At 41.1% G+C, this 25,369-nt stretch carries 26 protein-coding genes; 13 read left to right on the top strand and 13 right to left on the bottom strand.

The features are described 5' to 3' along the window. Positions 1 to 366: 366 nt before the first annotated feature. The 6 genes from trpD (at position 367) to H8B17_RS04820 (ending at position 7,346) form a co-directional block, all read left to right on the top strand. The gene (trpD, locus tag H8B17_RS04845; protein WP_190308001.1) at positions 367 to 1,356 is read left to right on the top strand and encodes an anthranilate phosphoribosyltransferase; all 990 of its coding nucleotides are present in this window, start codon (positions 367 to 369) and stop codon (positions 1,354 to 1,356) included. Between the two features lie 3 nt (positions 1,357 to 1,359). After that, entirely contained in the window at positions 1,360 to 1,980 is a 621-nt protein-coding gene (locus H8B17_RS04840) for a phosphoribosylanthranilate isomerase (RefSeq protein WP_190308000.1), read from the top strand. Beyond that, positions 1,973 to 3,157 (top strand): tryptophan synthase subunit beta, encoded by a 1,185-nt coding sequence (gene trpB, locus H8B17_RS04835; protein ID WP_190307999.1) that lies wholly within the window; start codon positions 1,973 to 1,975, stop codon positions 3,155 to 3,157. The genes H8B17_RS04840 and trpB overlap by 8 nt, the downstream gene beginning before the upstream one ends. Before the next feature lie 2 nt (positions 3,158 to 3,159). Continuing rightward, a complete protein-coding gene (gene trpA / locus H8B17_RS04830; protein WP_190307998.1) occupies positions 3,160 to 3,936 on the top strand; it encodes a tryptophan synthase subunit alpha in 777 nt (258 codons plus the stop codon). A gap of 293 nt (positions 3,937 to 4,229) precedes the next feature. Further along, positions 4,230 to 4,664, top strand: coding sequence for a hypothetical protein (locus H8B17_RS04825; protein WP_190307997.1), 435 nt, complete (start codon positions 4,230 to 4,232; stop codon positions 4,662 to 4,664). Between the two features lie 105 nt (positions 4,665 to 4,769). Further along, positions 4,770 to 7,346, top strand: coding sequence for a TonB-dependent receptor domain-containing protein (locus H8B17_RS04820; protein WP_190307996.1), 2,577 nt, complete (start codon positions 4,770 to 4,772; stop codon positions 7,344 to 7,346). 24 nt (positions 7,347 to 7,370) lie between these two features. Here H8B17_RS04820 and H8B17_RS04815 read toward each other — a convergent pair whose 3' ends face one another. The 3 genes from H8B17_RS04815 to floA all read right to left on the bottom strand — a co-directional run bounded on the left by H8B17_RS04815 (position 7,371) and on the right by floA (position 9,728). Beyond that, a complete protein-coding gene (locus tag H8B17_RS04815; protein WP_190307995.1) occupies positions 7,371 to 7,955 on the bottom strand; it encodes a Maf family protein in 585 nt (194 codons plus the stop codon). Further along, positions 7,956 to 8,474, bottom strand: coding sequence for a KdsC family phosphatase (locus H8B17_RS04810; RefSeq protein ID WP_190307994.1), 519 nt, complete (start codon positions 8,472 to 8,474; stop codon positions 7,956 to 7,958). 270 nt (positions 8,475 to 8,744) lie between these two features. Beyond that, complete coding sequence (gene floA / locus H8B17_RS04805) at positions 8,745 to 9,728, bottom strand: flotillin-like protein FloA (protein ID WP_190307993.1); 984 nt, start codon at positions 9,726 to 9,728, stop codon at positions 8,745 to 8,747. A 360-nt stretch (positions 9,729 to 10,088) separates the two neighbouring features. Between floA and H8B17_RS04800 the strand changes: the two genes are divergently transcribed. The 3 genes from H8B17_RS04800 (at position 10,089) to H8B17_RS04790 (ending at position 12,634) form a co-directional block, all read left to right on the top strand. After that, positions 10,089 to 10,625, top strand: a complete 537-nt coding sequence (locus H8B17_RS04800; protein ID WP_190307992.1) for a plastocyanin/azurin family copper-binding protein — start codon at positions 10,089 to 10,091, stop codon at positions 10,623 to 10,625. A gap of 139 nt (positions 10,626 to 10,764) precedes the next feature. Next, positions 10,765 to 12,171, top strand: coding sequence for a dihydrolipoyl dehydrogenase (lpdA, locus tag H8B17_RS04795; protein WP_190307991.1), 1,407 nt, complete (start codon positions 10,765 to 10,767; stop codon positions 12,169 to 12,171). Between the two features lie 52 nt (positions 12,172 to 12,223). After that, positions 12,224 to 12,634 (top strand): acyl-CoA thioesterase, encoded by a 411-nt coding sequence (locus H8B17_RS04790; protein ID WP_190307990.1) that lies wholly within the window; start codon positions 12,224 to 12,226, stop codon positions 12,632 to 12,634. Here the strand turns inward: H8B17_RS04790 and H8B17_RS04785 are convergent. Further along, on the bottom strand, positions 12,631 to 12,939 hold the full coding sequence (locus H8B17_RS04785) for a DUF3817 domain-containing protein (protein WP_190307989.1): 309 nt from the start codon (positions 12,937 to 12,939) through the stop codon (positions 12,631 to 12,633). The genes H8B17_RS04790 and H8B17_RS04785 overlap by 4 nt on opposite strands. Before the next feature lie 339 nt (positions 12,940 to 13,278). Between H8B17_RS04785 and lpdA (H8B17_RS04780) the strand changes: the two genes are divergently transcribed. Beyond that, a complete protein-coding gene (gene lpdA, locus H8B17_RS04780; protein ID WP_190307988.1) occupies positions 13,279 to 14,667 on the top strand; it encodes a dihydrolipoyl dehydrogenase in 1,389 nt (462 codons plus the stop codon). Between the two features lie 31 nt (positions 14,668 to 14,698). On the opposite strand, the gene H8B17_RS04775 is transcribed toward lpdA (H8B17_RS04780), so the two are convergent. Genes H8B17_RS04775 through H8B17_RS04760 form a run of 4 tightly spaced genes read right to left on the bottom strand, consistent with a single transcriptional unit; the run spans position 14,699 to position 17,430 of the window. Next, entirely contained in the window at positions 14,699 to 15,706 is a 1,008-nt protein-coding gene (locus H8B17_RS04775) for a LacI family DNA-binding transcriptional regulator (RefSeq protein WP_190307987.1), read from the bottom strand. 27 nt (positions 15,707 to 15,733) lie between these two features. Continuing rightward, entirely contained in the window at positions 15,734 to 16,306 is a 573-nt protein-coding gene (locus tag H8B17_RS04770) for an HAD hydrolase-like protein (protein ID WP_223816369.1), read from the bottom strand. Further along, positions 16,307 to 16,768, bottom strand: a complete 462-nt coding sequence (locus H8B17_RS04765) for an ATP-grasp domain-containing protein (protein ID WP_190307986.1) — start codon at positions 16,766 to 16,768, stop codon at positions 16,307 to 16,309. Positions 16,769 to 16,776: 8 nt separating this feature from the next. After that, positions 16,777 to 17,430 carry an ABC transporter ATP-binding protein gene (locus H8B17_RS04760; protein WP_223816400.1) on the bottom strand — a complete coding sequence of 218 codons (654 nt, stop codon included), beginning with the start codon at positions 17,428 to 17,430 and terminating at the stop codon, positions 16,777 to 16,779. A 167-nt stretch (positions 17,431 to 17,597) separates the two neighbouring features. Between H8B17_RS04760 and sucC the strand changes: the two genes are divergently transcribed. The 3 genes from sucC to H8B17_RS04745 all read left to right on the top strand — a co-directional run bounded on the left by sucC (position 17,598) and on the right by H8B17_RS04745 (position 21,367). After that, the gene (gene sucC / locus H8B17_RS04755) at positions 17,598 to 18,791 is read left to right on the top strand and encodes an ADP-forming succinate--CoA ligase subunit beta (protein WP_190307985.1); all 1,194 of its coding nucleotides are present in this window, start codon (positions 17,598 to 17,600) and stop codon (positions 18,789 to 18,791) included. A 428-nt stretch (positions 18,792 to 19,219) separates the two neighbouring features. Then, entirely contained in the window at positions 19,220 to 20,665 is a 1,446-nt protein-coding gene (gene asnS / locus H8B17_RS04750) for an asparagine--tRNA ligase (RefSeq protein WP_190308358.1), read from the top strand. A gap of 81 nt (positions 20,666 to 20,746) precedes the next feature. After that, positions 20,747 to 21,367 (top strand): L-threonylcarbamoyladenylate synthase, encoded by a 621-nt coding sequence (locus H8B17_RS04745; protein ID WP_190307984.1) that lies wholly within the window; start codon positions 20,747 to 20,749, stop codon positions 21,365 to 21,367. Here the strand turns inward: H8B17_RS04745 and H8B17_RS04740 are convergent. From H8B17_RS04740 to tilS, 5 genes are all read right to left on the bottom strand, one after another. Next, positions 21,362 to 21,676, bottom strand: a complete 315-nt coding sequence (locus H8B17_RS04740) for a DUF721 domain-containing protein (protein WP_190307983.1) — start codon at positions 21,674 to 21,676, stop codon at positions 21,362 to 21,364. The two genes, H8B17_RS04745 and H8B17_RS04740, sit on opposite strands and share 6 nt — an antisense overlap. Continuing rightward, positions 21,669 to 22,772 (bottom strand): DNA replication/repair protein RecF, encoded by a 1,104-nt coding sequence (gene recF / locus H8B17_RS04735; RefSeq protein ID WP_190307982.1) that lies wholly within the window; start codon positions 22,770 to 22,772, stop codon positions 21,669 to 21,671. Before recF ends, H8B17_RS04740 begins: the two co-directional genes overlap by 8 nt. A gap of 48 nt (positions 22,773 to 22,820) precedes the next feature. Next, positions 22,821 to 23,144, bottom strand: a complete 324-nt coding sequence (locus H8B17_RS04730) for a DUF4834 family protein (protein ID WP_190307981.1) — start codon at positions 23,142 to 23,144, stop codon at positions 22,821 to 22,823. An 87-nt stretch (positions 23,145 to 23,231) separates the two neighbouring features. Next, on the bottom strand, positions 23,232 to 23,723 hold the full coding sequence (locus tag H8B17_RS04725; RefSeq protein WP_190307980.1) for a hypothetical protein: 492 nt from the start codon (positions 23,721 to 23,723) through the stop codon (positions 23,232 to 23,234). Between the two features lie 5 nt (positions 23,724 to 23,728). Beyond that, positions 23,729 to 25,063, bottom strand: coding sequence for a tRNA lysidine(34) synthetase TilS (tilS, locus tag H8B17_RS04720; RefSeq protein ID WP_190307979.1), 1,335 nt, complete (start codon positions 25,061 to 25,063; stop codon positions 23,729 to 23,731). Positions 25,064 to 25,369: the final 306 nt, after the last annotated feature.

Below are 25,369 nucleotides of genomic sequence, written 5' to 3'. Positions count from 1 at the left end.
AAATAAGTATCGAAAGATCTCCGTGGTCTTTTAGAACAGAACAAAACTCAAGGAAAAAGGTTGTAAGAAAGTCAGCTCTTGACTGGATATTTCACTTATATTGACCGTGCGATTCCTGCCGATGTTCCAGATGAACTCTCATTTTTGAGATAATTTTCACATTTTTTCTTGCTTTTGATTAACAAATATGAGACATTTGCTAATGTATAGTAGTAAAAATGAAACTTAACAATGTAAATAGGGCATGGTGGTGGCACAACAGTTAATGTTGTGGCAAAAACCTATTGCTTGAAATTTTTACATCAAAAGATAGTGGCTTGCCTAAAGATTAGGCAAGCCTTTTTTATAGACTTTGTTCTGCATCAGATGAAAGAAATACTCGCTCATTTATTTGAGTACAAAACGTTCACAAAGGAAGAAGCATACGATATTCTTACGAATATTGCGACTGGGAAATATGATTCGCATCAAATAGCGGCGTTTATGACGACCTATGGCATGCGGAGCATCCGCGTAGAGGAACTTAGCGGTTTTCGTAATGCCATGTACGACCTCTGTCAAAAAGTTGAATTTCCGGGATACGACCTCATTGATTTATGTGGTACGGGTGGAGACGGTAAAAATACCTTTAACATTTCCACATTAGCGTCTTTCGTTGTAGCGGGAGCCGGTTATCACGTGGCAAAGCATGGTAATGTGGGGGTCTCTTCTGGATGCGGCTCTTCCAATGTAATGGAATATCTAGGTTATACCTTCACCAACGATCATGATGAACTACAACGGCAGTTAGATGAAGCCCATATCTGTTTTTTACATGCTCCCCTCTTCCATCCTGCCATGAAAACCGTAGCACCGATCAGACGTGCATTAGCGGTTAAAACTTTCTTCAACATGTTGGGTCCACTTACCAATCCGGCCAATCCTAAGTTTCAGGCTGTAGGCGTATTCAGTCTGGAGCTGGCCCGACTATATAATTATCTATATCAACAAACCACCAAACAATACAGCGTCATTCACGCACTAGACGGCTACGACGAAATATCCCTCACAGGAGATTTTAAAATCATAGACAATCAAGGCGAGAAATACATGAAGGTCGAAGAGCTCGGTTTTTCTCCACTGGTACCTACCGATCTCGCAGGAGGAAATACGGTGGAAGAAGCGGCCGCTATCTTCCGTCGCATCATCAGCGGGGAAGGCAACGACAAACAAAATAATGTAGTGCTAACGAACGCCGCTTTTGCTATAAAGACGATCCATCCTGAAAAAACCTTCGGGGATTGTTATTATGAAGCGGAATCATCCTTACTGGGGAAAAAAGCATTGCAAAGTTTTCATAAATTGATTTCCGCATAAAACATGAAAAGGCTAAAAGTAAAAGTATGTGGCATGCGTGAACCGGCAAATATGCAGGCGCTCGCCTTGCTTCCCATCGACTATATGGGATTCATCTTTTATGAAAAATCCGCTCGCTATACGCCAGAACTCCCAAACATGCTTATCCCCGATCGAATTAAAAAGACAGGCGTATTCGTGAATGCGGAGAAGGCATTTATACATAAAAAAGTAGAGCAGGGTCTACAGGCGATACAGTTACACGGACAAGAATTACCTGCATTTTGTGAACAAGTAAAAACAGCGGATATAGAAGTCATCAAGGCGTTCGGAATGGATGCGGACTTATCGTGGAAAACCTTTGCACCCTATGTGGGCGTGGTCGATTATTTCCTGTTCGACACGAGCAGTCCACAACACGGCGGAACCGGACGTACTTTTGATTGGGCCTTGTTAAAAAGCTACCCTTATGACGTTCCTTATTTCCTTAGTGGCGGTTTAGACTTAGCTAATATTCCCCATGCATTAGCTATTGCAGATGAACGCTTAATCGGCTTAGACATCAATTCTAAATTTGAACTAGAGCCGGGATTAAAAGATATCGACAAATTAAAGAAAGCATTGAAAATAATCAGACATGAGTAAATATCACGTAAACGAAAAAGGATATTATGGCCCCTTTGGAGGCGCTTACGTCCCCGAGATGTTGTACCCCAATGTGGAGGAACTCCAAAAAAAATATAGGGAGATCATGCGGGAAGAGCGCTTTCAACAAGAGTTTCAGGAATTGTTGAAAGATTACGTAGGACGCCCCTCTCCCTTGTATCTCGCCAAACGTTTATCAGCACGTTACGGTGCCAACATTTTCCTTAAACGCGAAGATCTCAACCATACAGGTGCACACAAAATAAATAATACGATCGGACAGATCCTCCTCGCTGAACGTCTTGGCAAAAAAAGGATTATTGCAGAAACTGGCGCAGGTCAACACGGTGTCGCAACGGCCACCGTCTGTGCCCTAAAAGGATTGGAATGTGTTGTATACATGGGTGAAATCGACATTCAACGGCAAGCACCAAATGTGGCACGTATGAAAATGATGGGGGCCACTGTTGTTGCGGCTCAATCGGGGAGCAAGACGTTGAAAGATGCGACCAATGAGGCTTTGCGCGACTGGATAAATAATCCGGTGGATACGCATTATATTATCGGTTCGGTGGTGGGACCACACCCCTACCCTGATTTAGTAGCTCGTTTTCAATCCATTATATCTGAAGAAACAAAAAAACAACTGGTAGAAAAAACAGGTAGTAGTTTACCGGACTATGTACTTGCCTGTGTTGGCGGGGGCTCAAATGCAGCGGGAATGTTTTATCATTTTCTAGAAGACGAACAGGTACAGCTTATCGCGGTAGAGGCTGCTGGACATGGTGTAGATAGTGGTGAATCTGCAGCTACAACAGCCTTAGGGAAAGAAGGCGTATTACATGGGAGCCGTTCTATTCTCATGCAAACCGACGACGGACAAGTTGTCGAACCATACTCTATCTCCGCCGGTTTAGATTATCCGGGTATCGGTCCCCAACATGCCTGGCTATATAAAAGTGGTCGGGGAAAGTATGTCAGCATTACCGATGAAGAAGCCATGCAAGCCGGATTATTGCTCACCAAACTGGAAGGAATCATACCGGCAATAGAAAGCGCACACGCAATCGCCTATCTCGAAAAAATGAAATTTCAGGGCAAGGAGAATGTCGTTATCTGCTTATCAGGCCGTGGCGATAAGGATTTGGATAACTATATGAAATATTTTGGATTTTAAACATGATGCAAACACAAGATATATTTAAAAAGGATACGTCAGAAAATTTGCTATCCATCTACTACACGGCGGGCTATCCGCATTTGGATAGCACGATAGCTATTGCTGAAAAATTAGAACAGGCGGGTGCAGATTTTCTCGAGATTGGTTTTCCCTATTCCGATCCGGTAGCGGACGGACCGGTTATTCAGCATAGCTCACAGGTAGCCCTTAAAAACGGTATGACACTCCAGCTACTCTTTCAACAATTGAAAGCGTTGAGGTCACGGGTATCTATCCCCGTTTTTTTGATGGGGTACTTTAATACAGTCTTACAATATGGTGTGGAAAACTTTTGCAAATCTTGTCAGGAAGTTGGTGTAAATGGCGCCATTATTCCAGATTTGCCTATGTACGAGTACGAGGAACTTTATCAGGCTATATTTGCACAATATGGGATCAGTAATATCTTTTTAGTCACGCCGCAAACCTCTGTGGAACGCATACGAAAAATAGACGCGCTCTCTAATAGCTTTATTTATCTGCTCTCTTCCAATGCAACAACCGGTAAAAACCTGAAAGTTGGTGAGCAAGCAGAACAGTATTTTCAACGCTTAAAAGATATGAAATTAACGAACCCATTGGTCATTGGATTTGGGATCTCGGATAAAGGAACATTTCAGAAAGCTACAGATTATGCCAAAGGAGCCATTATTGGAAGTGCTTTTGTCCGTTTATTAACAGACGAGAATTACCTACACAAAATAGATCCTTTTATAAAGGGAATCAAAGCCCCTTAAGGAGATGTTAGCTCTTTATGCCTGTCTTACAGCTCCGCTTCAGACAGGCATAAAGATGATTCTTACTGTTCCTTCACATACCGGGAGTACACTTTAAATACACCAACAGCTATTATTAATAGTGATACCGCTAAAGAAAGAAGAACCCTAGGTTCTGACATTAGTTGCTCCATATCGATTAGTTTTATGATGATATAAATTTAATATCTTCATAACTTAAATGCAAGATCATTCAACTATTTTTTTAAACACCGTTTTTCCAAGATAAAATATCTTTCTTATCTTTGTTTGTCATGAGAGCATTCTTATCGAGCATCATCTTATTGTTTTACACCCTGACATGTACGGGAATGACCGTATACATGCACCAATGTCATGGGGGCTCGTTTGTTATGCTAGAAGATCGTGTGGAGGAACACCACCAGAGTTGTCCTGTTTGCTTACAAGATGAACATGAAGAAAAAGCTCCCTCCCATATCTGTGATATGGAAGAAACTACTTGCTGCAAAGATTTCAAAATTGATTTAAAGAAAGGACAAGAAGAGGTTGAAAGTACGCCGTCGTCTTTTAATTTGATGACACTATCGCCCGCTACGCTCTCTATCATTTGGCTCGTCGTTTTTCAGCCACATTTCGACACACAAAAAATAAAACTCAGGTCTGATCGGTTCATACTGGCCAAACAGTCTACACCGACATATCTTCTTCATTGTAATTTCCGTATCTGATTTTCATTGTTATTAGGTTAACCCACACATTCCACATTGTTCCCCGGAGGCAGCAAACGGAATGTAAGCATTATTTAATTAACAGGAATCACATAAAGAAATAAAATGAACAGATTATATAAGGGGCTAGTTACCTTACTCTTTATCAGCATATATACCTTTAGTTTTGCACAGCAAGATAGTACGATTACATTTGAAGTAGCGGGAAATTGCGCGATGTGTAAACAACGGATTGAGAAAGCAGCGAAAATCAACGGCGTTTCGCAAGCGACTTGGAATATAGAAAATGGTATGGCAACCGTCGTCTTTACTCCAAATGTTACCTCTTCGAAAAACATCAAGCAGTCGATTGCCGATGCTGGACATGATACAGATGAAACGCGAGCAAAACAAGAAGTTTATGAAGAGCTCCATCAATGTTGTCTGTACGACCGCCTCGATGAAGAAAAAAGTAGTCAGGGGCATGATGACGATCATGACCACCATGATCACGAACATATCGTTCGCGGTGTTGTGGTACAAGAAAATAATCGCGGCGATCTAACACCTATTCCAGGTGTAAACGTCTATTGGCTCGAAGATAAAACTGCACAAAAACAAAGCAACGAAGAGGGTGTGTTTGATATCAAACATGAAAAAGGCTATAAAAATCTCGTCGTGAGCTACGCGGGTATGCTGCCCGATACCGTCGAAGTAAAAAATCTACACGAGATTTTGGTCATCCACGCAAAAGATAATGTTCTAGGAGAAGTAGTTGTTTCCAGAAGACAACGTACCGCCTATGTAGATAAATTGAACGCCAATCGGGTAGAAACGATTACGGCAAGGGAACTGTTTAAGGCTGCTTGTTGCGATCTCAGTGAAAGTTTCGAGACGAACGCCTCCGTAGATGTTGTCGCGAGTGACGCAGTAACAGGCGCTAAGCAAGTGCAGCTACTAGGTTTAAGTGGCATCTACACACAATTAACGGTGGAAAATCTACCCGGCCCTCGTGGCTTTGCCTCTCCGTTGGGATTAAACAGCATGGCCGGGCCGTGGATTGAAGCCATACAGATTAGTAAAGGTATGGGTTCTGTCGCGAATGGATTCGAAAGCATGTCGGGACAGATCAATGTGGAATTAAAAAAACCACACCAAACAGATCGACTCTATTTCAATGCTTATGCCAACAATATGGGGCGTACGGACGTCAATTTAAATCTGGCACAAAAAATAAACGATAAATGGTCTGTAGGCCTCTTATTGCATGACAATTTCATGTACAACAAAAACATGAATTTCAGCAATAACGGATTTCGAGACATGCCTGTGGGCAACACATTTTCGGGTATAAACAGGTGGCATTATGAAGATGGCAAAGGTTTAATCGCCCAATTCGGCATCAAGTATTTAAGTGACGACCGGACGGGGGGGGAAATCGATTTTGATAAAAAAACCGACAAGTTAACCACGAATCGTTACGGATTAGGATTCGATATTGATCGTGTAGAAGGTTTTGCAAAAATTGGTTATGTTTTCCCCGGGAATAAATTACGCAGCATCGGTTTACAATTATCCGGGGCACATTTTCGCCAGAATAGTTTTTTTGGTTTAACGACCTATGACAATGAGCAAAATAGCGGATATGCCAACTTGCTTTATCAGGATGTTATCGGCAATGTAAATCATAAGTACAGAACCGGGCTCTCCATGTCGTACGATAAATACAACGAGCATATCCTCCAACACGACTTTAATCGCACAGAGACAGTTTCGGGCGCGTTCCTAGAGTACACCTATACACCTAGCGAGAAATTCGACGCCGTATTAGGTCTCCGTCAAGATTACAACAGCATTTACGGCTGGTTTACGACACCAAGAGCGGTACTTCGCTATGCGCCCACCAATACGACTACCATCCGCTTGAGCTCCGGAAGAGGGCAACGTACCGCCAACATATTTGCGGAAAATCTGGGTATATTCGCATCAAGCCGTGCTATAAACTACCCCCAACTGGCCAATAATGATGGTACAGCTTATGGACTAAAACCAGAGGTATCTTGGAACACCGGACTTACTTTTGATCAAGACTTTAGGTTGTTTGGTAGAGAATCGGGGATGTCCCTAGAGCTTTTTCACAACAATTTCACCAATCAAGTGGTTGTAGACTGGGAGAACCCCAGAACGGTATCCTTCTATAATCTGGATGGCAAATCTTACTCCAATAGCTTACAAGCCGAATTTAGATTCATGCCCATTCAGCACTTTGAAACCAGGATGGCTTATAGATTATTAGACGTACAAACAGATTATCAAAACGGACGTCAACAGAAACCATTGACGGCCAAGCACAGGGGTTTCGTCAATATGGCATACAACCTACATAGTGGATGGAGTTTTGATTATACCTTAAATGTAGTAGGTAAAAAACGGCTGCCTTCCACCTTAGACAACCCAGCCGAATATCAACTGGCGACCTATTCTGATGCCTATGTCACCATGAATGCACAAATCAGCAAAAGCTTCGGTGCAGACAAAAACTTCACCATTTATCTTGGTGGAGAAAACTTGACAGATTTCTATCAGAAAGATCCGATTCTAGCATTTGAAGAACCTTTCGGGAATCACTTTGACACCAACTTGTTGTGGGGTCCGATAACCGGACGAATGTTCTACACAGGCGTGCGGTACACCATTAAATAATCGTATAGGGGCAAAATTCTGCCCCTATACTAATTTTTTCATTTCTTGATATAGTCGCGCCGTTGGTAATCCTACCACATTTTCATACGAGCCCTGAATCGATTTTACACCAATAAACCCGATCCATTCCTGTATACCATAAGAGCCTGCTTTATCAAACGGCTGATAATTTTCCAGATAAAAGAAAATTTCTTGCTCCGATAAGGGATAAAATGTTACTTGCGTTTCCTCCATAAAACAATGTAGATTTCCTTGGTAGCGCAATGCCACAGCTGTTAGTACCCGATGATCCCCCCCTTGCAATTTATGCAGCGTTTGAAATGCTTCTTTCTGATCATGGGGCTTCCCTAAGATACTACCTCCACAAACAACAACTGTATCCGCTGTAATAACAAGGGTGTCATAGAATGAAATGCTATCGAAGCCTTGAATTTTGTCAATGGCAATATGCTCGACTATCTCTTGTGGTGTTTGCTGCGGATCGAAATGTTCGTCCGTTTCCTTAACAACAACCTGAAAATCAAACCCCATTTTTTGCAATAGTTCTTTCCGCCGAGGCGATTGGGAACCTAAGATGATGGGGATATTTTTGAATTTATTTAGTAACATCTAGATACTTCTAACTTTATCGTGATCATGCCACTTTTTTTGCAGTTTCAAAATCTTTTCGATGACATCGCGAACACACCCCTCGCCACCTTTCTTGGGGGAGATATAATGTGCCACTGCTTTTACTTCTTCGACAGCATCTTGCGGGCATAAGCGCAAAGCCGCTTGTCGCATACACGCTACATCCGGCATATCATCTCCCATAAACGCGACTTCGGCTAACACCACACCGTAGCGAAGAGCGACTTCCTGCATAACGGCTAATTTATCGGAAACACCAAGATACACGTCCTGCACACCAAGGCCACGCAAGCGGTGTAATACCCCCTGCGAGTTTCCACCACTGATTATACAAATCCGAAGTCCACATTTTACCGCCAACTGTATAGCGTATCCATCTTTAATAGAAAAACGTCGTAGTTGCTCTCCTTGTTCCGTAACAAGGACAGAACCATCCGTAAGTACGCCATCGACATCTAGAAAAAGAACTTTAACGTTGGCGAACTGTTGTAAAACCATAAATTGCTAATTAATATAAGTCAAAACCTTATCTAAAAAAGTCATATCATCAAAAGTTTGTCACATATTGATTGCAAACACAACTATAAGCGAAATACGCTTGACAAATCCCATTTTTCGACGTACTTTTGTATTGTAATCAATGAGCAAATAACGATTACAGTATTAAAATTGTCTTTTCATAATTTAGGTTTATAATTGGTTAGTAGCAAACCCTGACGCCCATCGTCAGGGTTTTGTTTTAAGAACAACTTTGTTGTCGTATTTTTTCTACGATTTTCCCTTTTCACCCGATGGCGGTTTAGAAATGGAAGAACGCATATCCGTATCAGCTTGTATGTTCTGCATTTTATAATAATCCATCAAGCCCAGATTTCCATTTCGGAAAGCCTCGGCCATGGCCAGTGGAACCTGCGATTCCGCTTCAATTACTTTTGCTTTTGCTTCTTGTGCCTTGGCACGCATTTCCTGCTCCGTAGCCACAGCCATCGCACGACGTTCTTCCGCCCGCGCATTGGCTACTTTTAAATCTGCTTCCGCTTGGTCTGTTTGTAATTTCGCGCCCACGTTTTCGCCGATATCGATATCGGCGATATCGATGGATAAAATCTCAAACGCTGTTCCCGAGTCCAGTCCTTTGGATAAGACCGTTTTGGATATTCGGTCTGGATTTTCTAATACCTCTTTATGGTTCGTCGAAGAACCAATCGTGGTCACAATTCCTTCCCCTACCCGAGCTAATATTGTTTCCTCTCCTGCTCCACCAACCAATTGATTGATATTGGCCCGTACCGTCACTCTGGCTTTCGCAATGAGTTGTATACCATCCTTTGCAACAGCCGCAACAGGCGGAGTATTAATAACCTGCGGATTGACAGACAGTTGCACCGCATCAAAAACATCCCGACCGGCAAGATCAATAGCCGTCGCTAACTTAAAATCAAGCGGAATATTCGCTTTATCAGCAGATATAAGGGCTTTGATTACTTTATTCACATTTCCTCCGGCCAAATAATGCGTTTCGATGTCATTGGTAGAAATGCGCAAACCCGCTTTTGTTGATGTGATCATCGCATTGCTTACCAACGATGGTGGCACCTTCCGCAAGCGCATCAATACTAAATTTAAAAGACTAATTTTTACATTGGAAAGTTGGGCCGTAAACCACAGATTTACCGGTAGTAAATACATCAATACAAAAAAAGCGACGACTCCCCCTACGATAATTAAAATTAAGCTAATTTCAGGTTCCATATATTATATTCATTAAAGTAATTCCTTAAAGGTATTATTTTATTTTGCATTTTCTGCAACCTAATTGACAATAAAACACCCTAGACCAAGAGCTTATCTTCCCCAAAGTTAAATCGAATCTAAAATATCGCACAGCTAACGACTTCCATAGCGTTAGATACGAGGCGAGATTATGCGCTCAAAAACATCTACCATGATCGGTATCATCCTATATAGACAAGCTGTAAGAAATGAAGGGAGACTTATATCATAAAAATGCTAAACTTATCTTAAAAAGGGGGTGATATCTTGATTATAAAAGAATATTGGCTATTTTTGTTTAAAAGCATATACAATAAATATATATTTAACTTCTTTAAAATGAAAAAATTATTTGTTTTTCCAGCAATTGCTGTCGCCTTGGCATTCACAGCTTGTGGCGGTTCCGAAAATAAGAGCGATTCGACTACAACCGAAGAAACAACGACAGCTGACGCAGGAAGCACGTCTACAGAAACGGTTCCTGGAATTGAAAACGTGGAATTATCCAATAAGCCTGTTGTAGAAGGTAATGACCAAATGAAATTTAACACCGAGCTTTTACGGGTAAAAGCAGGCGAGGAAGTTGAACTAACCCTAAAAAATGTAGGTGAATTACCCAAAGAATCTATGGGTCACAACTTCGTGATATTGGCTCCAGGTGTAGACGTGGCGACCTTTGGCGCAGAGGCAGTTGCCGCTGCAGATAATGATTACATTCCCAAAACATCGTTGAGTTCTGTCGTTGCCCACACGAAATTATTAGGACCAGGCGAAGAGGATAAAATTACGTTTACCTTAGAAAAGGGTGTATACACATTCATCTGTAGTTTTCCCGGACATTTCGGGGTGATGCAAGGTAAGATTGTCGCCGAATAAGCGATTTTACATTTTATAAAATGTGTTACAAATCGAGAAGCATTTACCCCCAGGTAAATGCTTTTTATTTACGCATTAAAATGTCATTAAATCTATTTAAATCGTTAACTTTGAGGTCGAAACTACAATACTATTTTTTATGCAATACGACGTAATCGTTATAGGAAGCGGTCCCGGTGGATATGTAAGCGCTATTCGCTGTGCGCAGCTTGGACTAAAAACGGCTGTAATCGAGAAATATAGCACTTTTGGAGGCACGTGTCTAAACGTTGGATGTATTCCTTCTAAAGCGTTATTAGACAGCTCAGAGCATTATCACAACGCCGCCCACAGTTTTGAGACACATGGTATCGGATTGACCAATCTTAAGATCGATGTAAAAAAGATGATGGCGCGTAAAAACGATGTCATATCGCAAAACACGGCGGGTATTACGTTTCTTTTTAAGAAAAACAAAATAGATACTTACGAAGGCGTTGGATCTTTTCTGGATAAAAACACCATTAAAGTCGTCCAAAACGATGGTAGCTCAACCGAACTAAAAGCAAAAAATGTAATCATCGCAACAGGGTCAAAACCTACAGCCCTGCCTTTCTTACCAATTGATAAAAAGCGCATCATCACATCAACGGAAGCATTGAATCTTCAAGAAGTTCCGAAACATCTTATCGTTATTGGCGGTGGTGTAATCGGTTTGGAGCTGGGATCTGTTTATGCACGTTTGGGTGCAAAAGTATCCGTTGTCGAATATGAGAAATCCATCATCGGAACAATGGATGGAGGGTTAGGAAAGGAATTACAGCGTGTCTTAAAGAAAAACTTAGGTGTCGAGTTCTTCTTAGGACACAAAGTTACGGGCGCTACCGCAAAGGGCAAAAAAGTGACCGTTACTGCGGAAAACCCTAAAGGCGAAACAGTTTCTTTAGAAGGCGACTATTGTATTGTTGCCGTGGGAAGAACCGCGTATACCGAAGGTCTCGGCTTAGAAAATATTGGCATCAAAACGGAAGAACGAGGAAATAAGATCCCGGTGAATGAGCATCTAGAAACAGCTGTGGAAGGTGTTTACGCAATCGGTGATGTCATAAAAGGCGCCATGCTTGCTCATAAAGCAGAAGATGAGGGTGTCTATGTAGCAGAACATATTGTTGGACAAAAGCCCCATATAGACTATAATCTGATACCAGGTGTAGTATATACCTGGCCTGAGGTGGCCTCTGTCGGAAAAACAGAAGAACAATTGAAAGAAGCCGGTGTAAAATATAAAACAGGTTCCTTCTCTTTTAAAGCATCGGGACGAGCGAAAGCTTCGGGAGACACGGATGGATTCATCAAAGTGTTAGCAGATCTCGCTACTGATGAGGTATTGGGTGTACATATGATTGGGCCCCGAGCAGCTGACATGATCGCAGAGGCGGTGGTAGCGATGGAATACCGCGCATCTGCTGAAGATATAGGCCGAATATGCCACGCACATCCTACGTTTACGGAAGCAATAAAAGAAGCGGCGTTGGCCGCAACGGCAAACCGAGCCATCCACGCTTAAATAATAAAAGGCAAGATCACCGATCTTGCCTTTCTTAATGAAGAATAACATTATGAATTTTCACACTAGAAAATGGGTAAAGCCCGAAGACCTTAACCCCAACGGTTCCCTGTTCGGTGGCAGGTTGTTAAGTTGGATAGATGAAGAAGCCGTCATCTATGCGATTGTACAATTGAGCAACCCGCATGTTGTCACAAAGTACATTTCCGAAATCAATTTTGTTAGTTCCGCCAAGCAGGGCGATATTATAGAAATGGGCATTACGGCTACAAATTTCGGCACGACATCCATCACCATGCGATGTGAGGTCCGCAACAAGATTACCCGAAAAACTATACTTTCGATCGACAAGCTTGTATTCGTCAATCTGGACAAGGATGGCAATCCTGTACCACACGGAAAGACAGAGATTACCTATGCTTACATGAGCATCGACTCCTTTCCGGACAAACAACAAGGCTAAAGTGAACTACCGGTCGTCTTTTGTGTGTGGATCTGGCGTTTAACATCCCGCTCTACCCAAAAGGAAACAACAGGAATCAAGGATACCAAGAAATATTTTATTACTCGGCTAAACGGCCATTTATATTCATTCCAGCACATCACGAGCAAAACAACAAACAATACCACAAGAAAACCGTGAATAGAGCCGGCAATACGAACGGCCTCAGGTATATCGGCTAGATATTTTAAGGGCATAGCGACAAAAAAAAGAATGACAGTGGAGACAGCCTCCCACAAGGCAATTTGCTGAAAAATACGTAGCATAATGAACAATTAAAAGTTTTCGCAAACATACGTTCTAAACTCCAATCGCCCTATATTTTAATCATCTATTGACCAAATGCTGACACGATAGCTTCCACATCTTAAAGAAGACAACATGATATACAGCGGAAATATCCACGGATTCATGACAAGAACACGCATAACATAACTGAATATTCCATATGGCCGGTAAAGAACAAGTTATATACATATGAAAAAAATATGTATTTTTGGAACGTTCGCAAAGCGAGCAAGATCTTTTACTATAAAACGTTTAAATTAAATGCGTACTCGGAATGCCTCATGTGCAATGAATACGCGTAAAAACAAATACACATTATGAACTACGATATCATAGTAATCGGTAGTGGTCCGGGAGGATATGTTGCTGCTATCCGTGCATCTCAATTAGGTTTTAAAACAGCGATTGTAGAACGCGAAGCATTAGGTGGCATCTGTTTAAACTGGGGCTGTATACCCACCAAAGCTCTCTTGAAAAGTGCACAAGTATTTGAGTATTTAAATCATGCTGAGGAATATGGCATTAAAGTGCAAGGGGGCGAAGCAGACTTTTCTGCGATCGTAAAACGGAGTCGTGGCGTTGCTGATGGTATGAGTAAAGGCATCCAGTTCTTGATGAAAAAGAACAAAATTGATGTCATTATGGGTGCCGCAAAAATAAAAAAAGGTGGTAAGATAGAAGTAAAAGGCGCCGATGGTTCTTCAAAAGAATACGGCGCTAAACACACTATATTAGCCACAGGCGCCCGCTCACGTGAATTACCGAACCTACCTCAAGATGGCAAGAAGATCATCGGTTATCGTCAGGCCATGAATCTTCCTGAACAACCTAAATCGTTGGTTGTTGTTGGATCGGGAGCTATTGGTGTTGAGTTTGCCTATTTCTATAACGCGATCGGCACCAAAGTAACCATTGTCGAATTCATGGACAGAATAGTGCCCGTAGAAGACGAAGAGGTATCGAAACAGCTTGAAAAATCGTTAAAAAAAGTAGGCATCGATATTATGACCAAATCAGAGGTTCAATCGGTGGACACAAAAGGTGCGTTATCAAAAGTTTCGATCAAAACCGCAAAAGGGACAGAAACTATTGAAGCTGAAGTTGTTCTTTCTGCAGTAGGTATCACACCAAATATTGAAAATTTAGGATTAGAAGAAGTGGGTGTAAAAACCGATAAAGGCCGCGTGGTGGTCGACGATTTTTACCAAACCAATATCAACGGCGTATACGCTATCGGTGATATCGTAAAAGGCCAGGCCTTGGCGCACGTTGCTTCTGCTGAAGGTATAACGTGTGTAGAGAAAATAAAAGGCCTACATGTAGACCCTATTGACTACAATAACATACCGGGATGTACTTACTGCTCGCCAGAGATTGCATCTGTCGGTTATACGGAAAAAGCGGCGAAAGAAGCTGGTTACGAACTTAAAGTGGGAAAATTCCCGTTTTCGGCATCTGGTAAGGCTTCGGCTGCAGGTGCTAAAGACGGGTTTGTCAAATTAATTTTTGACGCGAAATACGGAGAGCTTCTCGGAGCACATATGATAGGTGCCAACGTAACGGAAATGATTGCAGAAATTGTTGTTGCCCGAAAACTAGAAACTACAGGACACGAGATGATCAAAGCTGTTCATCCACACCCGACAATGAGTGAGGCTATTATGGAAGCTGCGGCGGCGGCCTATGACGAAGTAATTCATTTATAAAATAAAGAAGCGAGGCATATACCTCGCTTCTTTATTTTAACACTAACTTCGATTTAAAAATAACCGTTTCCGGTTCCTGTTCCCCCTCTGTTGTTCCAATATGTTTAAACAGAATTTCAGCCGCTTTACGAGCCTGTTTGTCTGGATATTGTTCGATGCTTCCCATCGGCGGATTTTCCATATATTTCCATAAAGGATAATTAGCATAGCTAATAAAAAAAACGTCTTTCTTTTGCACCAGTCCTTTTTGTCGTACATGTTTTATCACATCTAGGGTGACAAAATCGTTAAAAGACACAATGGCCGATGGGCGTTCTGACAACGTCAATAATTTGTCGATCGCCGCGATATTACCCTGTTCCGTTAAGTCGGTATCAACTTCATAACGTTCGCTGTATTCCAGATTTTCACTTTTCAGCGCCTTTTTATACGCTGCTGCTCGTTCTTGGGATGCCAGTAAATTTCTCGGACCGTTAATCAACGCTATATTCTTATGCCCTAAGGAAGCAAACGATTGAACCGCTTCGCGCATACCTGTCGAAAGATCGCTATATACTTTATTAACCCCATCAATGCTCGGCACGCAGTCAAAGAAAACAATCGGCACTTCTGCATCCGCTAACATCTTGATAAAACTCAAGTCTTCTGTATTTTTACCAAGCGACATCAGAATACCGTCCACGCGGTGTTTTCTAAACGTTTTTAGAATTTTTAATTCACGCGCAGCATCGTCATGCGACTGTCCCATAAGCACAGTGTATTCATGCTCCACTGCCACTTTTTCAATTTCACTAATCGCAGAGGAGAAGAAAGGTTCGGAAAGACTTGGAAGAATGACGCCGATGGTGAATGTGCGTCGTTGTTTAAAAAATATCGCCGTCTGATTAGGTTCATAATTAAGTTCTTCGGCCACCTTTTTTACGCGCATTGTTGTTACCAAACCAATGCTCGGATGATCATTAAGTGCACGCGACACCGTGGACGGCGATATTTTCAGTCTACGAGCAATTTCCTTTATCGTTGCCGGTTTTTTCTTCATATCTTTTCCTTTGACAAAAACAATCCATCAAAATTTCAAACTCTCCTCCTTAAAGATCGAAATTTCATCGGCAGAAACCTGATACTCCTCTTTAAGAAAATCAATAGGATTGATATTACGAAATATCAATTCACGTATAAAAAACACTTTTAATGAAGGCAAAAATCTAGCTAGCTCTTGCCAATCGATGTGCTTCAGTTTATTTAGTTGCTCTACAGGATTCCCATCTGTTAATATACCCACTTGCTTTCCCTGTTCGAATAAAGATAACAATATTTTTTTAATATTATCTGTCAAAATTAGCTTCAAAGGGAGGTGTGCATTGGCTTTCAGCCTTTCAAAGTTTTCAAGATACGCTTCATTTAACCCAAAATACATAATCGTCTTTGGCAGTACTTCATGCTCTCCTAGATCCTCAAAAGTTTTCTTCATATAGTCTACCATTTCTTTCGCTATCGACCGTCCTTCCGTATATTCTACGAAATTGGAAAACAAATAATAGACCTGCAATAGATAATCCTGCTTCGGATATAAAACATCATCGATTTCAAAGACATAAACCAATTTATCAAAAGAGACTATATCGTTATTTATCATCATCTACACTAAACAAAGTATCGGTTCATCACTGGAGTCGGACAACATCGCCACGCCCGAAAAATGGTCATGGCATAGCTGATCCCCTGTCAACATATCTTTTCCCGCTTCCACTACATGTATTTCTCCTGACGGACTCTCGAGCATAAAACAATATTCCAAATTACGTGGTAATAAAACAACTATCCCGTATTCTTCCAATAAAATTCGGGCTTCGTGTAGCGGTTGCAGTTCCTTTTTACCCAACGGAAGTATCATCCTACAACCGCTATCCAAACATAGCTTTAATATTTCATGCGCAAAGGTGGGTGTTGCCGCCATCGGTATTCGAAAATAGTTTTGCTTCAACAGCAGATCAGGGAAGGCTTCTGAAGTGGCATAAGCAACTTCATAACGCGACGACAATAACCTGCCCACACGTTGAGCAAGGGGCCGCGTACCAAAAGTGATTAAAATAGTATCCATTATTTATTTTAAAGAATCTGTCCATCACGCATGTGCACCGTTCTATCCGAGATGCTTGCCAGTTCTTCATTATGCGTAACGATGATAAAAGTCTGACCGAGGGACGCACGTAAATCAAAAAACAACTGATGTAACGAAGCCGCATTCTCTGAATCGAGGTTACCGGACGGCTCGTCTGCAAGAATTAAGGAAGGATTATTAACCAGCGCACGAGCCACCGAAACCCTTTGTTGCTCTCCTCCAGACATTTCCGATGGTTTGTGTTGCGCGCGATGTTCAACCCCCAGTCGCTCCAAAAGCTCCATTCCGCGTGCTTCCGCTTCTTTTTTTTCGACGCGGTTAATAAAAGCTGGAATGCAGACATTTTCAAGAGCTGTAAATTCCGGCAACAGATGATGAAATTGAAAAACGAAACCAATATGTTTATTACGGAATAAACTCATTTTCTTTTCACTCAGTGCGTTTACATCGATTCCATCAATAACCACACGCCCGTTATCCGGCCTGTCTAGCGTACCGACAATATGTAATAAGGTGCTTTTTCCCGCTCCCGATGCACCAACGATCGAAACAATCTCTCCCCTATCCACAGAGAGGTCTACTCCGCGCAGAATCGGTAACTGACCGAAAGACTTATATATTTGGGTAGCATCCAATATCATAATGCGAAGGTAAGAAACCGCCATGATTTTCGAAAATCACTTTCCATTATATTTAAATCATGGCCGCTTCATCACCCTGGAAGAAAAAACAATTACATGAAAAAAGGGGGAAAAGATTACTTGCCCTTTCCATTTAAAAATCATAATTTTACGACAAATTTTTTAAGATGAACATTCACGAATATCAAGCAAAAGAAATACTTAAAAGTTTTGGCGTAAGAGTTCAAGAAGGAATCCTTGCAGAAACTCCTGAGCAAGCTGTTGAAGCTGCACAGACATTAAAACAAGATTTTAACTCGGACTGGGTGGTTGTAAAAGCACAAATCCATGCCGGTGGTCGCGGTAAAGGTGGCGGCGTGAAATTAGCAAAAAACCATGACGAGGTGTTGCAACGGGCAACAGATATCATTGGCATGCAATTGGTTACTCCACAAACAGGGCCAGAAGGAAAAAAAGTAAACAAAGTTTTGGTTGCACAGGATGTGTATTATCCTGGAGAGAGTGAAGTCAAAGAATTTTATGTTTCTGTCTTATTAGACCGTGCAAAAGGACGTAACATCATCATGTATTCTACCGAAGGTGGCATGGACATTGAAGAGGTTGCGGAAAAAACACCACACCTAATTTTCAAAGAAGAAATCGACCCTAAAGTTGGCATACAAGGTTTCCAAGCTCGTAAAATTGCCTTCAACTTAGGTTTGTCCGGTGCCGCACAGAAGGAAATGGTAAAATTTATTGCCGCCCTGTATAAGGCCTACGACACGATTGACGCTGCATTATTTGAAATCAACCCAGTGTTGAAAACGTCTGACGACAAAATTTTAGCTGTAGATGCGAAAGTTAATTTTGACGAGAACGCATTATACCGCCACGCAGATTATGCTGCTTTACGTGACCTAGCAGAAGAAGACCCTACGGAGGTTGAAGCTGGCCAATCGAATTTGAACTATGTGAAATTGGATGGTAACGTAGGTTGTATGGTAAATGGTGCTGGTTTAGCTATGGCTACTATGGATATCATTAAACTTGCCGGTGGTGAACCAGCAAATTTCTTGGACGTGGGTGGTACAGCAAATGCAGAGACCGTAAAGGCCGGTTTCAACATCATTTTGAAAGATCCGAACGTTAAGGCTATTTTGATTAATATCTTCGGTGGTATCGTTCGTTGTGATCGCGTTGCACAAGGGGTAATTGATGCGTATCAGGAAATTGGAAATATTCCAGTACCTATTATTGTCCGTCTTCAAGGAACAAACGCAGCAGAAGCCAAAAAATTAATCGATGAGTCTGGCTTACAAGTTTATTCTGCTATTTTATTGAAAGAAGCGGCGGAATTAGTAACGAAAGTACTGAAAGGATAGTCAGGATTATAGTATAAAAAGCCGGTTTCCTTTTGAAAACCGGCTTTTTTGATAAAATATTTTTTATGTTCTTTTTTTAGAAAAAAGAACGAAAAAAGCGTCGCTGAAAAATTTTGATGGGATGGAAAGTGCAAAAAAAAGCAGTTTCTACATTTTCAAAATTTTTGAGGCGACATTATAGGTTAAAGGAAGGGATCGTGCAATGCGTACTGAAAGACAAACTGGTCGTGTGTATTGCGTAAATAAATGTGACCAGTAAGGTAAGTGATGACGCGGTTTAAACGGCCTTGTGTTTTTTTGCGGCCAGCTTTACGTAGACTATTCCGTTTAGGAAGAGGCAAGTAAAGGTAGCGAAAACATACTAAGCCTTGATTTTTTTGCTTCGTTTTTTTATCAAGAAAAAAATGAAGAGAAATACTATTAAGAAAATGGAACATACACGTGTAAAAGAGTTATTGAAGTCAGAAGAATTTGGCAAGGAAGTCATTGTAAAAGGTTGGGTACGGACTTTTCGTAACAACCAATTTATAGCTATTAACGACGGTTCATCCATCAATAATATACAAGCTGTTGTAGATTTCGAGAATACGGATGAGAGCTTGCTAAAAAGAGTAACCACAGGGGCTGCCGTACGCGTAAAAGGCCAACTTATCGAATCTTTAGGAAAAGGGCAACGCGTAGAAATTAAAGTTAATGAGTTGACCATTTTGGGTGATTCCGATCCTGAAAAATATCCATTACAACCGAAAAAGCACAGTTTGGAATTTTTAAGGGAAATAGCGCATTTACGTTTTCGTACGGGAACATTCAGTGCCATATTTAAAATCCGAAATGCACTCTCATTTGCCGTACACAAATTCTTCAACGAACGGGATTTCGTGTATATGCATACCCCTATTATTACGGGCTCGGATGCCGAGGGCGCCGGCGAAATGTTCCAGGTAACAACGTTAGATCTGAACAATCCTCCCCGCACCGAATCTGGCGAAGTAGATTTCAAAGAGGATTTTTTCGGCAAACAGACTAATCTAACCGTATCCGGCCAATTGGAAGGAGAACTTGCGGCAATGGCGTTAGGTAATATTTATACTTTTGGCCCCACTTTTCGAGCAGAAAACTCGAATACGACCCGCCACTTGGCTGAGTTTTGGATGATTGAGCCGGAAATGGCTTTTTATGAGTTGGACGATAACATGGATCTAGCGGAAGATCTGTTGAAATATGTTATCAAATATGCGTTAGACACCTGTCCAGAAGAAATCGAGCTATTGAACAACCGTCTGTTGGAGGAAGAGAAATCAAAACCGCAACAGCAGCGTTCTGAAATGAACTTAATTGAAAAACTGAACTTCGTTATCGAAAACGATTTTGAACGCGTTACTTACACAGAGGCTATCGAAATCCTGAAACGCAGCAAACCCAATCAGAAGAAGCAATTTAAATACCTTATTGAGGAATGGGGCGCAGATTTGCAATCGGAACACGAACGCTATTTGGTAGAAAAACATTATAAAAAACCGGTAATTCTGACTGATTATCCACGTGAGATTAAGTCGTTCTACATGAAGCAGAATGAACCCGACGCACAAGGCCGCCATACAGTACGTGCTATGGATATTTTGTTTCCTGGTATCGGAGAGATGGTTGGCGGTTCACAACGAGAAGAAAATCTGGATAAACTGCTCACACGTATGGCTGAAGTCGGTATTCCAGAAGAAGAGATGGATTGGTTTTTAGACACCCGCCGTTTTGGATCTGCTCCACATGCTGGCTTTGGTGTAGGTTTCGAACGTCTTGTACTATTTGTAACCGGGATGACCAACATACGGGATGTTATTCCATTTCCGAGAACGCCCAACAATGCAGAATTTTAACAAAGGAGATGAAACTGCTGAACAATTTTAAGTTTCAGCGGTTTTATTATTGTTAGCTTCAGCTTCTTTATTTATTTAACAATGCTTTTAAGAATACACGAGGAAAATCCGAATCCGAAATTTATCGAGCAGGCGGTAGATATACTGAAAAAGGGAGGTGTTATTATTTATCCTACGGATACGGTGTATGGTATAGGTTGCGATATTACGAATCAACGCGCTATTGAGCGTGTATGCAAAATAAGAGGTCTAAAACCGGAAAAGTCAAATCTATCTTTTATTTGCTATGATTTGACCGATATTTCCCAGTACACCAAACCTTTTGATACCGTTGTATTCCGTGTGTTAAAAAAGGCATTGCCCGGTCCGTTCACGTTTATTTTTAATGCCAGCAGCCAAGTCCCTAAGCTATTAAGTACCAAAAAGAAAACGGTAGGTATTCGTGTTCCCAATAACAACATCGTACGCGAAATAGTTAAAGAACTAGGTAATCCAATTGTAACCTCCTCTATTCGTGATGAAGATGAGATTATCGAATATTCTACAGACCCCGAACTCATTCATGAAAAATACGAGGAGTTAGTAGATTTGGTGATTGATGGCGGGTACGGCGACAATGTTGCCTCTACCGTTGTGGATGTTACTTCAGGCGATTTTGAAATTATACGGGACGGAAAAGGAGACCTCGACGAGTACTTATAAAATAATAAATTCTTCTACCACCACGTGTCCGACATATTCATTCACCCGACCTATTATTTGTCGACGCATCATCGCCAATTCATTTTTAATGACCGCCGATTCGACTTTAACAAACAATTTTTTATCGCGAATATAGATCTGTTGGGTACGATTGGCAATAGCTTTCCCAATTATATTTGGCCAAGCATTCACGATCGATGATTCATCGTATTTAGAACGTAGACGATAGGTCTCAATCCACTTTTCTACGGCCTCCTTAATACCTATATCATCTTTTGTCGGGATTTCGTCCTGTTTCTTTTTATACATCTATAGTGCCACCTTTCACCTCAAAAATACGAATTGGTTGCGCTATTTCCTCAAAAATATCTTTTATTCTTTTGGCCTCTGTATCCGTAATGAATATTTGCCCGAATTCGTCCTCTGAAACGAGCTGCATAAGCTTTTTTGTTCTATTCTCATCCAATTTATCAAAAATATCATCTAATAAAAGTAGCGGCTTAGCGTTTTTTTTGTTTTTAAGGAAACTATATTGCGCTAACTTCAGCGCGATCAGAAAAGATTTCTGTTGACCCTGTGAGCCAAATTTTTTTAACGCCATGCCATCGTGAATAGTGAATACAAGGTCATCTTTATGTATCCCCTGCGACGTTCGCTCTAACACCCGGTCTTTTTCCAAACTATCCCGCAACAACTTCCCGAAATCCGCCCCCATCAATGGCGATTCATAAACCAACGAAACTTCTTCCGAACCATCTGTTAAAAAAGCATAGTACCGTTCAAATTCAAGAAGAAATTCATCCATAAATTGCTTTCTTCTTTCGAATATCCGCTCCCCTACTTCGGTCAGTTGAAGATTCAAAATATCCAATAAGCCCAAGTCCAATATTCCTCTCTCTTTTACCTGCTTAAGCAATGTATTACGCTGTAAAAGGATTTTATTGTATTGAATAAGAATGTCCAAATAATGATTATCGGTTTGAGAGATCACATTATCCATGAATTTACGTCGTTCTTCGCTTCCCTCTGTCACGATAGCCGCATCATTAGGTGAAATCATCACCAACGGAAATAAACCGATATGATCGGCTAAACGTTGATAATCCTTTTTATTACGCTTGAACTGTTTCTTCTGATTTCTTTTTAAGCTGCAAGAAATAACATCCGGCACCTGTTCGCGCTCAAACTCGCCTTGTACAATAAACCAGTCACAGCCTTTTTTGATATGTTGTGAATCTATTGGATTAAAATAAGATTTACATAAAGCGAGATAATGGATAGCATCTAGTAAATTGGTTTTCCCTGCACCATTTAGTCCTGCAAAAGCATTTATCTGGGGCAAAAATTCCAAAGAGGATTCCGTGTAGTTTTTAAAATTAAAAACAGCAAGTTGCTTCAACCACATTTTTTTATACAGTAAAAACTCAAAAGTAAAAGAGTGGGAGGCAAACGGTTATTTAATTTCTTCGAAGTCGATAAACTCACCCGCCGTCTGTGCCCCTTTTTTGGGTTTCGCTTCCTCTTGCGGCACATAGTCCACACGCACCTCCCCTTCTCTTTTGGGCGGCGTTTGTTGCTTAAATTGATCAAAAGGGTTTCCTCCAGTGGTATTATAATAATGTGTCTTGCGTCCCCCTCCTGCGGCTTGTTGCTGCTGGGCTTTATTCATGAGGCGTTCCGTCATTTTGCGCAGGGCAAAAGGCATCAGCAGGCGAAACAAATATTTCAATCCATAAAAGACCAGCAAAAAGATAGCGAGTATTTTAAGTAATTCCATGCTTTTTTCTACGTTTTCCTCAAATTTAGTAATTTAATTCTTTTTTCACCGTCAACGGAATGTCAGCATCAAAACCCTTAACAAAATTTAAGAATTCAGCTTCCGTTTTGCTTCCATAACTGCACGGGCAAATTCCTCGGCTTTATGCGAACCGATAATATATACCAAACCTTCTTTATCCGTCAGCCACACCGCATCCTTTCCGCCAGAATAAAAACGTATTTTCCCCCCTTTATGCAAATTATAAACCGGATTATTGAAGATGAAGGAGCTATACGGCTTGAGCTCGACCTTCGCAATATTATACAAGTCTATTTTAACAAGCTTAGACGACCAAAGACCGCTTAGTATTAAAAACTTACCCGATACAGTTGTTTTATAGTGCACCATATAAATCATGACCACAGAAACAATAATCACCCCTGTACCAACAATGAAAAACAACTGTCGGGAAGGTAAATTTTCTATATTCAAATAATAGGCTACAAAACAAAATAAGGCCAAAATCAACCGCACGCTAATCCATGTTGCATCCCGTCCCAAATATTGCTTTTCCTGAAAAAGATAATTTCCGCTCATAGCTTTTATTTACAAACTAAAGTAAAGACTTTTTTTGTACTTTCTGTTATCCGATATCGATTATCTGCACGATAGTTCACAATCCATACAACATCCCCATTTCGGTTGATTAAAATCGGTATTGTATTTTTGTCGTATCGCCCTATTTTCTGTTGCACGAAATAGTCACTCAGTTTTTGTCGCTTCCCCCCCATCCCTAGCGGATAAAAATAATCGCCCTCTTGCCAGAAGCGCATTGTCAACGGAAACACTAACTTTTCGAAATCAACCTGTAATACATTTTCAGATTGGCGAATCGACGTATCTTCTACGACACACATCTCAAATTGTTTATCTCCAAAAGCAAAATTGGCACTATCCGCAGCTATTTCTAGAAGATTACCTGTATTCGAAACGAGATTTTTCGATTTCAACCAGATATCGTTCCGATCCAACAGTAATTCATAATGTGGTGAATGGAAGATTTTCCCCGATTCACCGCGCCAATGCTCTTGTAGGTCGGTCAAAACATTCTTAGAAAAACCGTATGGCTTAAACAATTCAAATAATAAGGGAAGCCGTTGAATATACGGCTCCAATTTTTGCTTGCTAATTCGGACCCTATTATCCTGTAACACAAACAATTCTTCGCGGATCGGCAAAACAAAAGACTGGAGCAGATCATATGCCTCTTGAAAGTGAACAATATTCTCTCGCATGATACCATCAAATTCTGGCGTAATTTCTCGGAATTTGGGCATAATTTCCAACCGCACTTTGTTGCGCGCGTATTTCGTAGAAAAATTAGATTGGTCGTCCCGAAATGGGATCTGTAATTGCTGTACACCGGTGGTGATCTCTTCCGATGAAAAACGTAAAAGCGGTCTAATTATCTCTCCTCTTTTAGGGAGGATACCTTGTAGGCCGAGCAAGCCGGTTCCTCTTGCCAAATTAAGCAGAACCGTTTCGATATGATCATCCTGGTGCTGGGCAATCGCAATCCATCGTGCATCCTGTTGTACTCGTAGTTTTTCAAACCAAGCATAGCGTAGCTCGCGGGCAGCCATTTGTATGGACAAGCCATGCTGCTGTGCGTAGTCAGTAGTTTGAAAATGCCTCGCGAAAAAAGGTACTTTATGTTGTTGCGCAAATGTGCTTACCAACTGTTCATCTAGGTCAGCCTCCCCCTCCCGTAACTGGAAGTTACAATGTGCTATTATACAGGTATAGCCACTCGTTATAAACAGATGTGCCATCAACATCGAATCACGCCCCCCGCTGACCGCTAGCAATACCTTGTCATCTGCGCTAATATGTAGTGTTTCTCGTATATACTGTTGAAAACGGTGAACTAGATTCATATGTCAAAGTTAAGGGTTGTTTTTCTTAAACAACTTTTTTTAGAAAAAAGTTGTACAAAAAATCGTCGCTGCGAATATTTGAAACAAAGGTCTGTGCAAAATGAAGGTTCTACATACTTCAAATATTCGGATGCGACATAAAAAGTTAATGAGGGATAGTACAATTGCATTGTCTCTCCCTTAACATCGAAATGCCGTATCCAAATGTTTTACAACTGTACAAAATCATCCTTAGTAGTATCTCAAATGTAAAACATTTGAAGCGGCGAGCTTTATGGATAAGTGTATATTATGGTATCCATGAGC

The organism is Sphingobacterium arenae, assembly GCF_014692505.1.
Classification (GTDB): domain Bacteria; phylum Bacteroidota; class Bacteroidia; order Sphingobacteriales; family Sphingobacteriaceae; genus Sphingobacterium; species Sphingobacterium arenae.
Note: the sequence above shows the minus strand (reverse complement) of the source record. Positions and strands in the feature narration are given on the sequence as shown.

What these genes read in the sequence shown, in the direction of transcription:
- trpD (WP_190308001.1), top strand. Translation starts at nt 367, where the DNA reads ATGAAAGAAATACTCGCTCATTTATTTGAGTACAAAACGTTCACAAAG.
- H8B17_RS04840 (WP_190308000.1), top strand. Translation starts at nt 1,360, where the DNA reads ATGAAAAGGCTAAAAGTAAAAGTATGTGGCATGCGTGAACCGGCAAAT.
- trpB (WP_190307999.1), top strand. Translation starts at nt 1,973, where the DNA reads ATGAGTAAATATCACGTAAACGAAAAAGGATATTATGGCCCCTTTGGA.
- trpA (WP_190307998.1), top strand. Translation starts at nt 3,160, where the DNA reads ATGATGCAAACACAAGATATATTTAAAAAGGATACGTCAGAAAATTTG.
- H8B17_RS04825 (WP_190307997.1), top strand. Translation starts at nt 4,230, where the DNA reads ATGAGAGCATTCTTATCGAGCATCATCTTATTGTTTTACACCCTGACA.
- H8B17_RS04820 (WP_190307996.1), top strand. Translation starts at nt 4,770, where the DNA reads ATGAACAGATTATATAAGGGGCTAGTTACCTTACTCTTTATCAGCATA.
- H8B17_RS04815 (WP_190307995.1), bottom strand. Translation starts at nt 7,955, where the DNA reads ATGTTACTAAATAAATTCAAAAATATCCCCATCATCTTAGGTTCCCAA.
- H8B17_RS04810 (WP_190307994.1), bottom strand. Translation starts at nt 8,474, where the DNA reads ATGGTTTTACAACAGTTCGCCAACGTTAAAGTTCTTTTTCTAGATGTC.
- floA (WP_190307993.1), bottom strand. Translation starts at nt 9,728, where the DNA reads ATGGAACCTGAAATTAGCTTAATTTTAATTATCGTAGGGGGAGTCGTC.
- H8B17_RS04800 (WP_190307992.1), top strand. Translation starts at nt 10,089, where the DNA reads ATGAAAAAATTATTTGTTTTTCCAGCAATTGCTGTCGCCTTGGCATTC.
- lpdA (WP_190307991.1), top strand. Translation starts at nt 10,765, where the DNA reads ATGCAATACGACGTAATCGTTATAGGAAGCGGTCCCGGTGGATATGTA.
- H8B17_RS04790 (WP_190307990.1), top strand. Translation starts at nt 12,224, where the DNA reads ATGAATTTTCACACTAGAAAATGGGTAAAGCCCGAAGACCTTAACCCC.
- H8B17_RS04785 (WP_190307989.1), bottom strand. Translation starts at nt 12,939, where the DNA reads ATGCTACGTATTTTTCAGCAAATTGCCTTGTGGGAGGCTGTCTCCACT.
- lpdA (WP_190307988.1), top strand. Translation starts at nt 13,279, where the DNA reads ATGAACTACGATATCATAGTAATCGGTAGTGGTCCGGGAGGATATGTT.
- H8B17_RS04775 (WP_190307987.1), bottom strand. Translation starts at nt 15,706, where the DNA reads ATGAAGAAAAAACCGGCAACGATAAAGGAAATTGCTCGTAGACTGAAA.
- H8B17_RS04770 (WP_223816369.1), bottom strand. Translation starts at nt 16,306, where the DNA reads ATGATGATAAATAACGATATAGTCTCTTTTGATAAATTGGTTTATGTC.
- H8B17_RS04765 (WP_190307986.1), bottom strand. Translation starts at nt 16,768, where the DNA reads ATGGATACTATTTTAATCACTTTTGGTACGCGGCCCCTTGCTCAACGT.
- H8B17_RS04760 (WP_223816400.1), bottom strand. Translation starts at nt 17,430, where the DNA reads ATGATATTGGATGCTACCCAAATATATAAGTCTTTCGGTCAGTTACCG.
- sucC (WP_190307985.1), top strand. Translation starts at nt 17,598, where the DNA reads ATGAACATTCACGAATATCAAGCAAAAGAAATACTTAAAAGTTTTGGC.
- asnS (WP_190308358.1), top strand. Translation starts at nt 19,220, where the DNA reads ATGGAACATACACGTGTAAAAGAGTTATTGAAGTCAGAAGAATTTGGC.
- H8B17_RS04745 (WP_190307984.1), top strand. Translation starts at nt 20,747, where the DNA reads ATGCTTTTAAGAATACACGAGGAAAATCCGAATCCGAAATTTATCGAG.
- H8B17_RS04740 (WP_190307983.1), bottom strand. Translation starts at nt 21,676, where the DNA reads ATGTATAAAAAGAAACAGGACGAAATCCCGACAAAAGATGATATAGGT.
- recF (WP_190307982.1), bottom strand. Translation starts at nt 22,772, where the DNA reads ATGTGGTTGAAGCAACTTGCTGTTTTTAATTTTAAAAACTACACGGAA.
- H8B17_RS04730 (WP_190307981.1), bottom strand. Translation starts at nt 23,144, where the DNA reads ATGGAATTACTTAAAATACTCGCTATCTTTTTGCTGGTCTTTTATGGA.
- H8B17_RS04725 (WP_190307980.1), bottom strand. Translation starts at nt 23,723, where the DNA reads ATGAGCGGAAATTATCTTTTTCAGGAAAAGCAATATTTGGGACGGGAT.
- tilS (WP_190307979.1), bottom strand. Translation starts at nt 25,063, where the DNA reads ATGAATCTAGTTCACCGTTTTCAACAGTATATACGAGAAACACTACAT.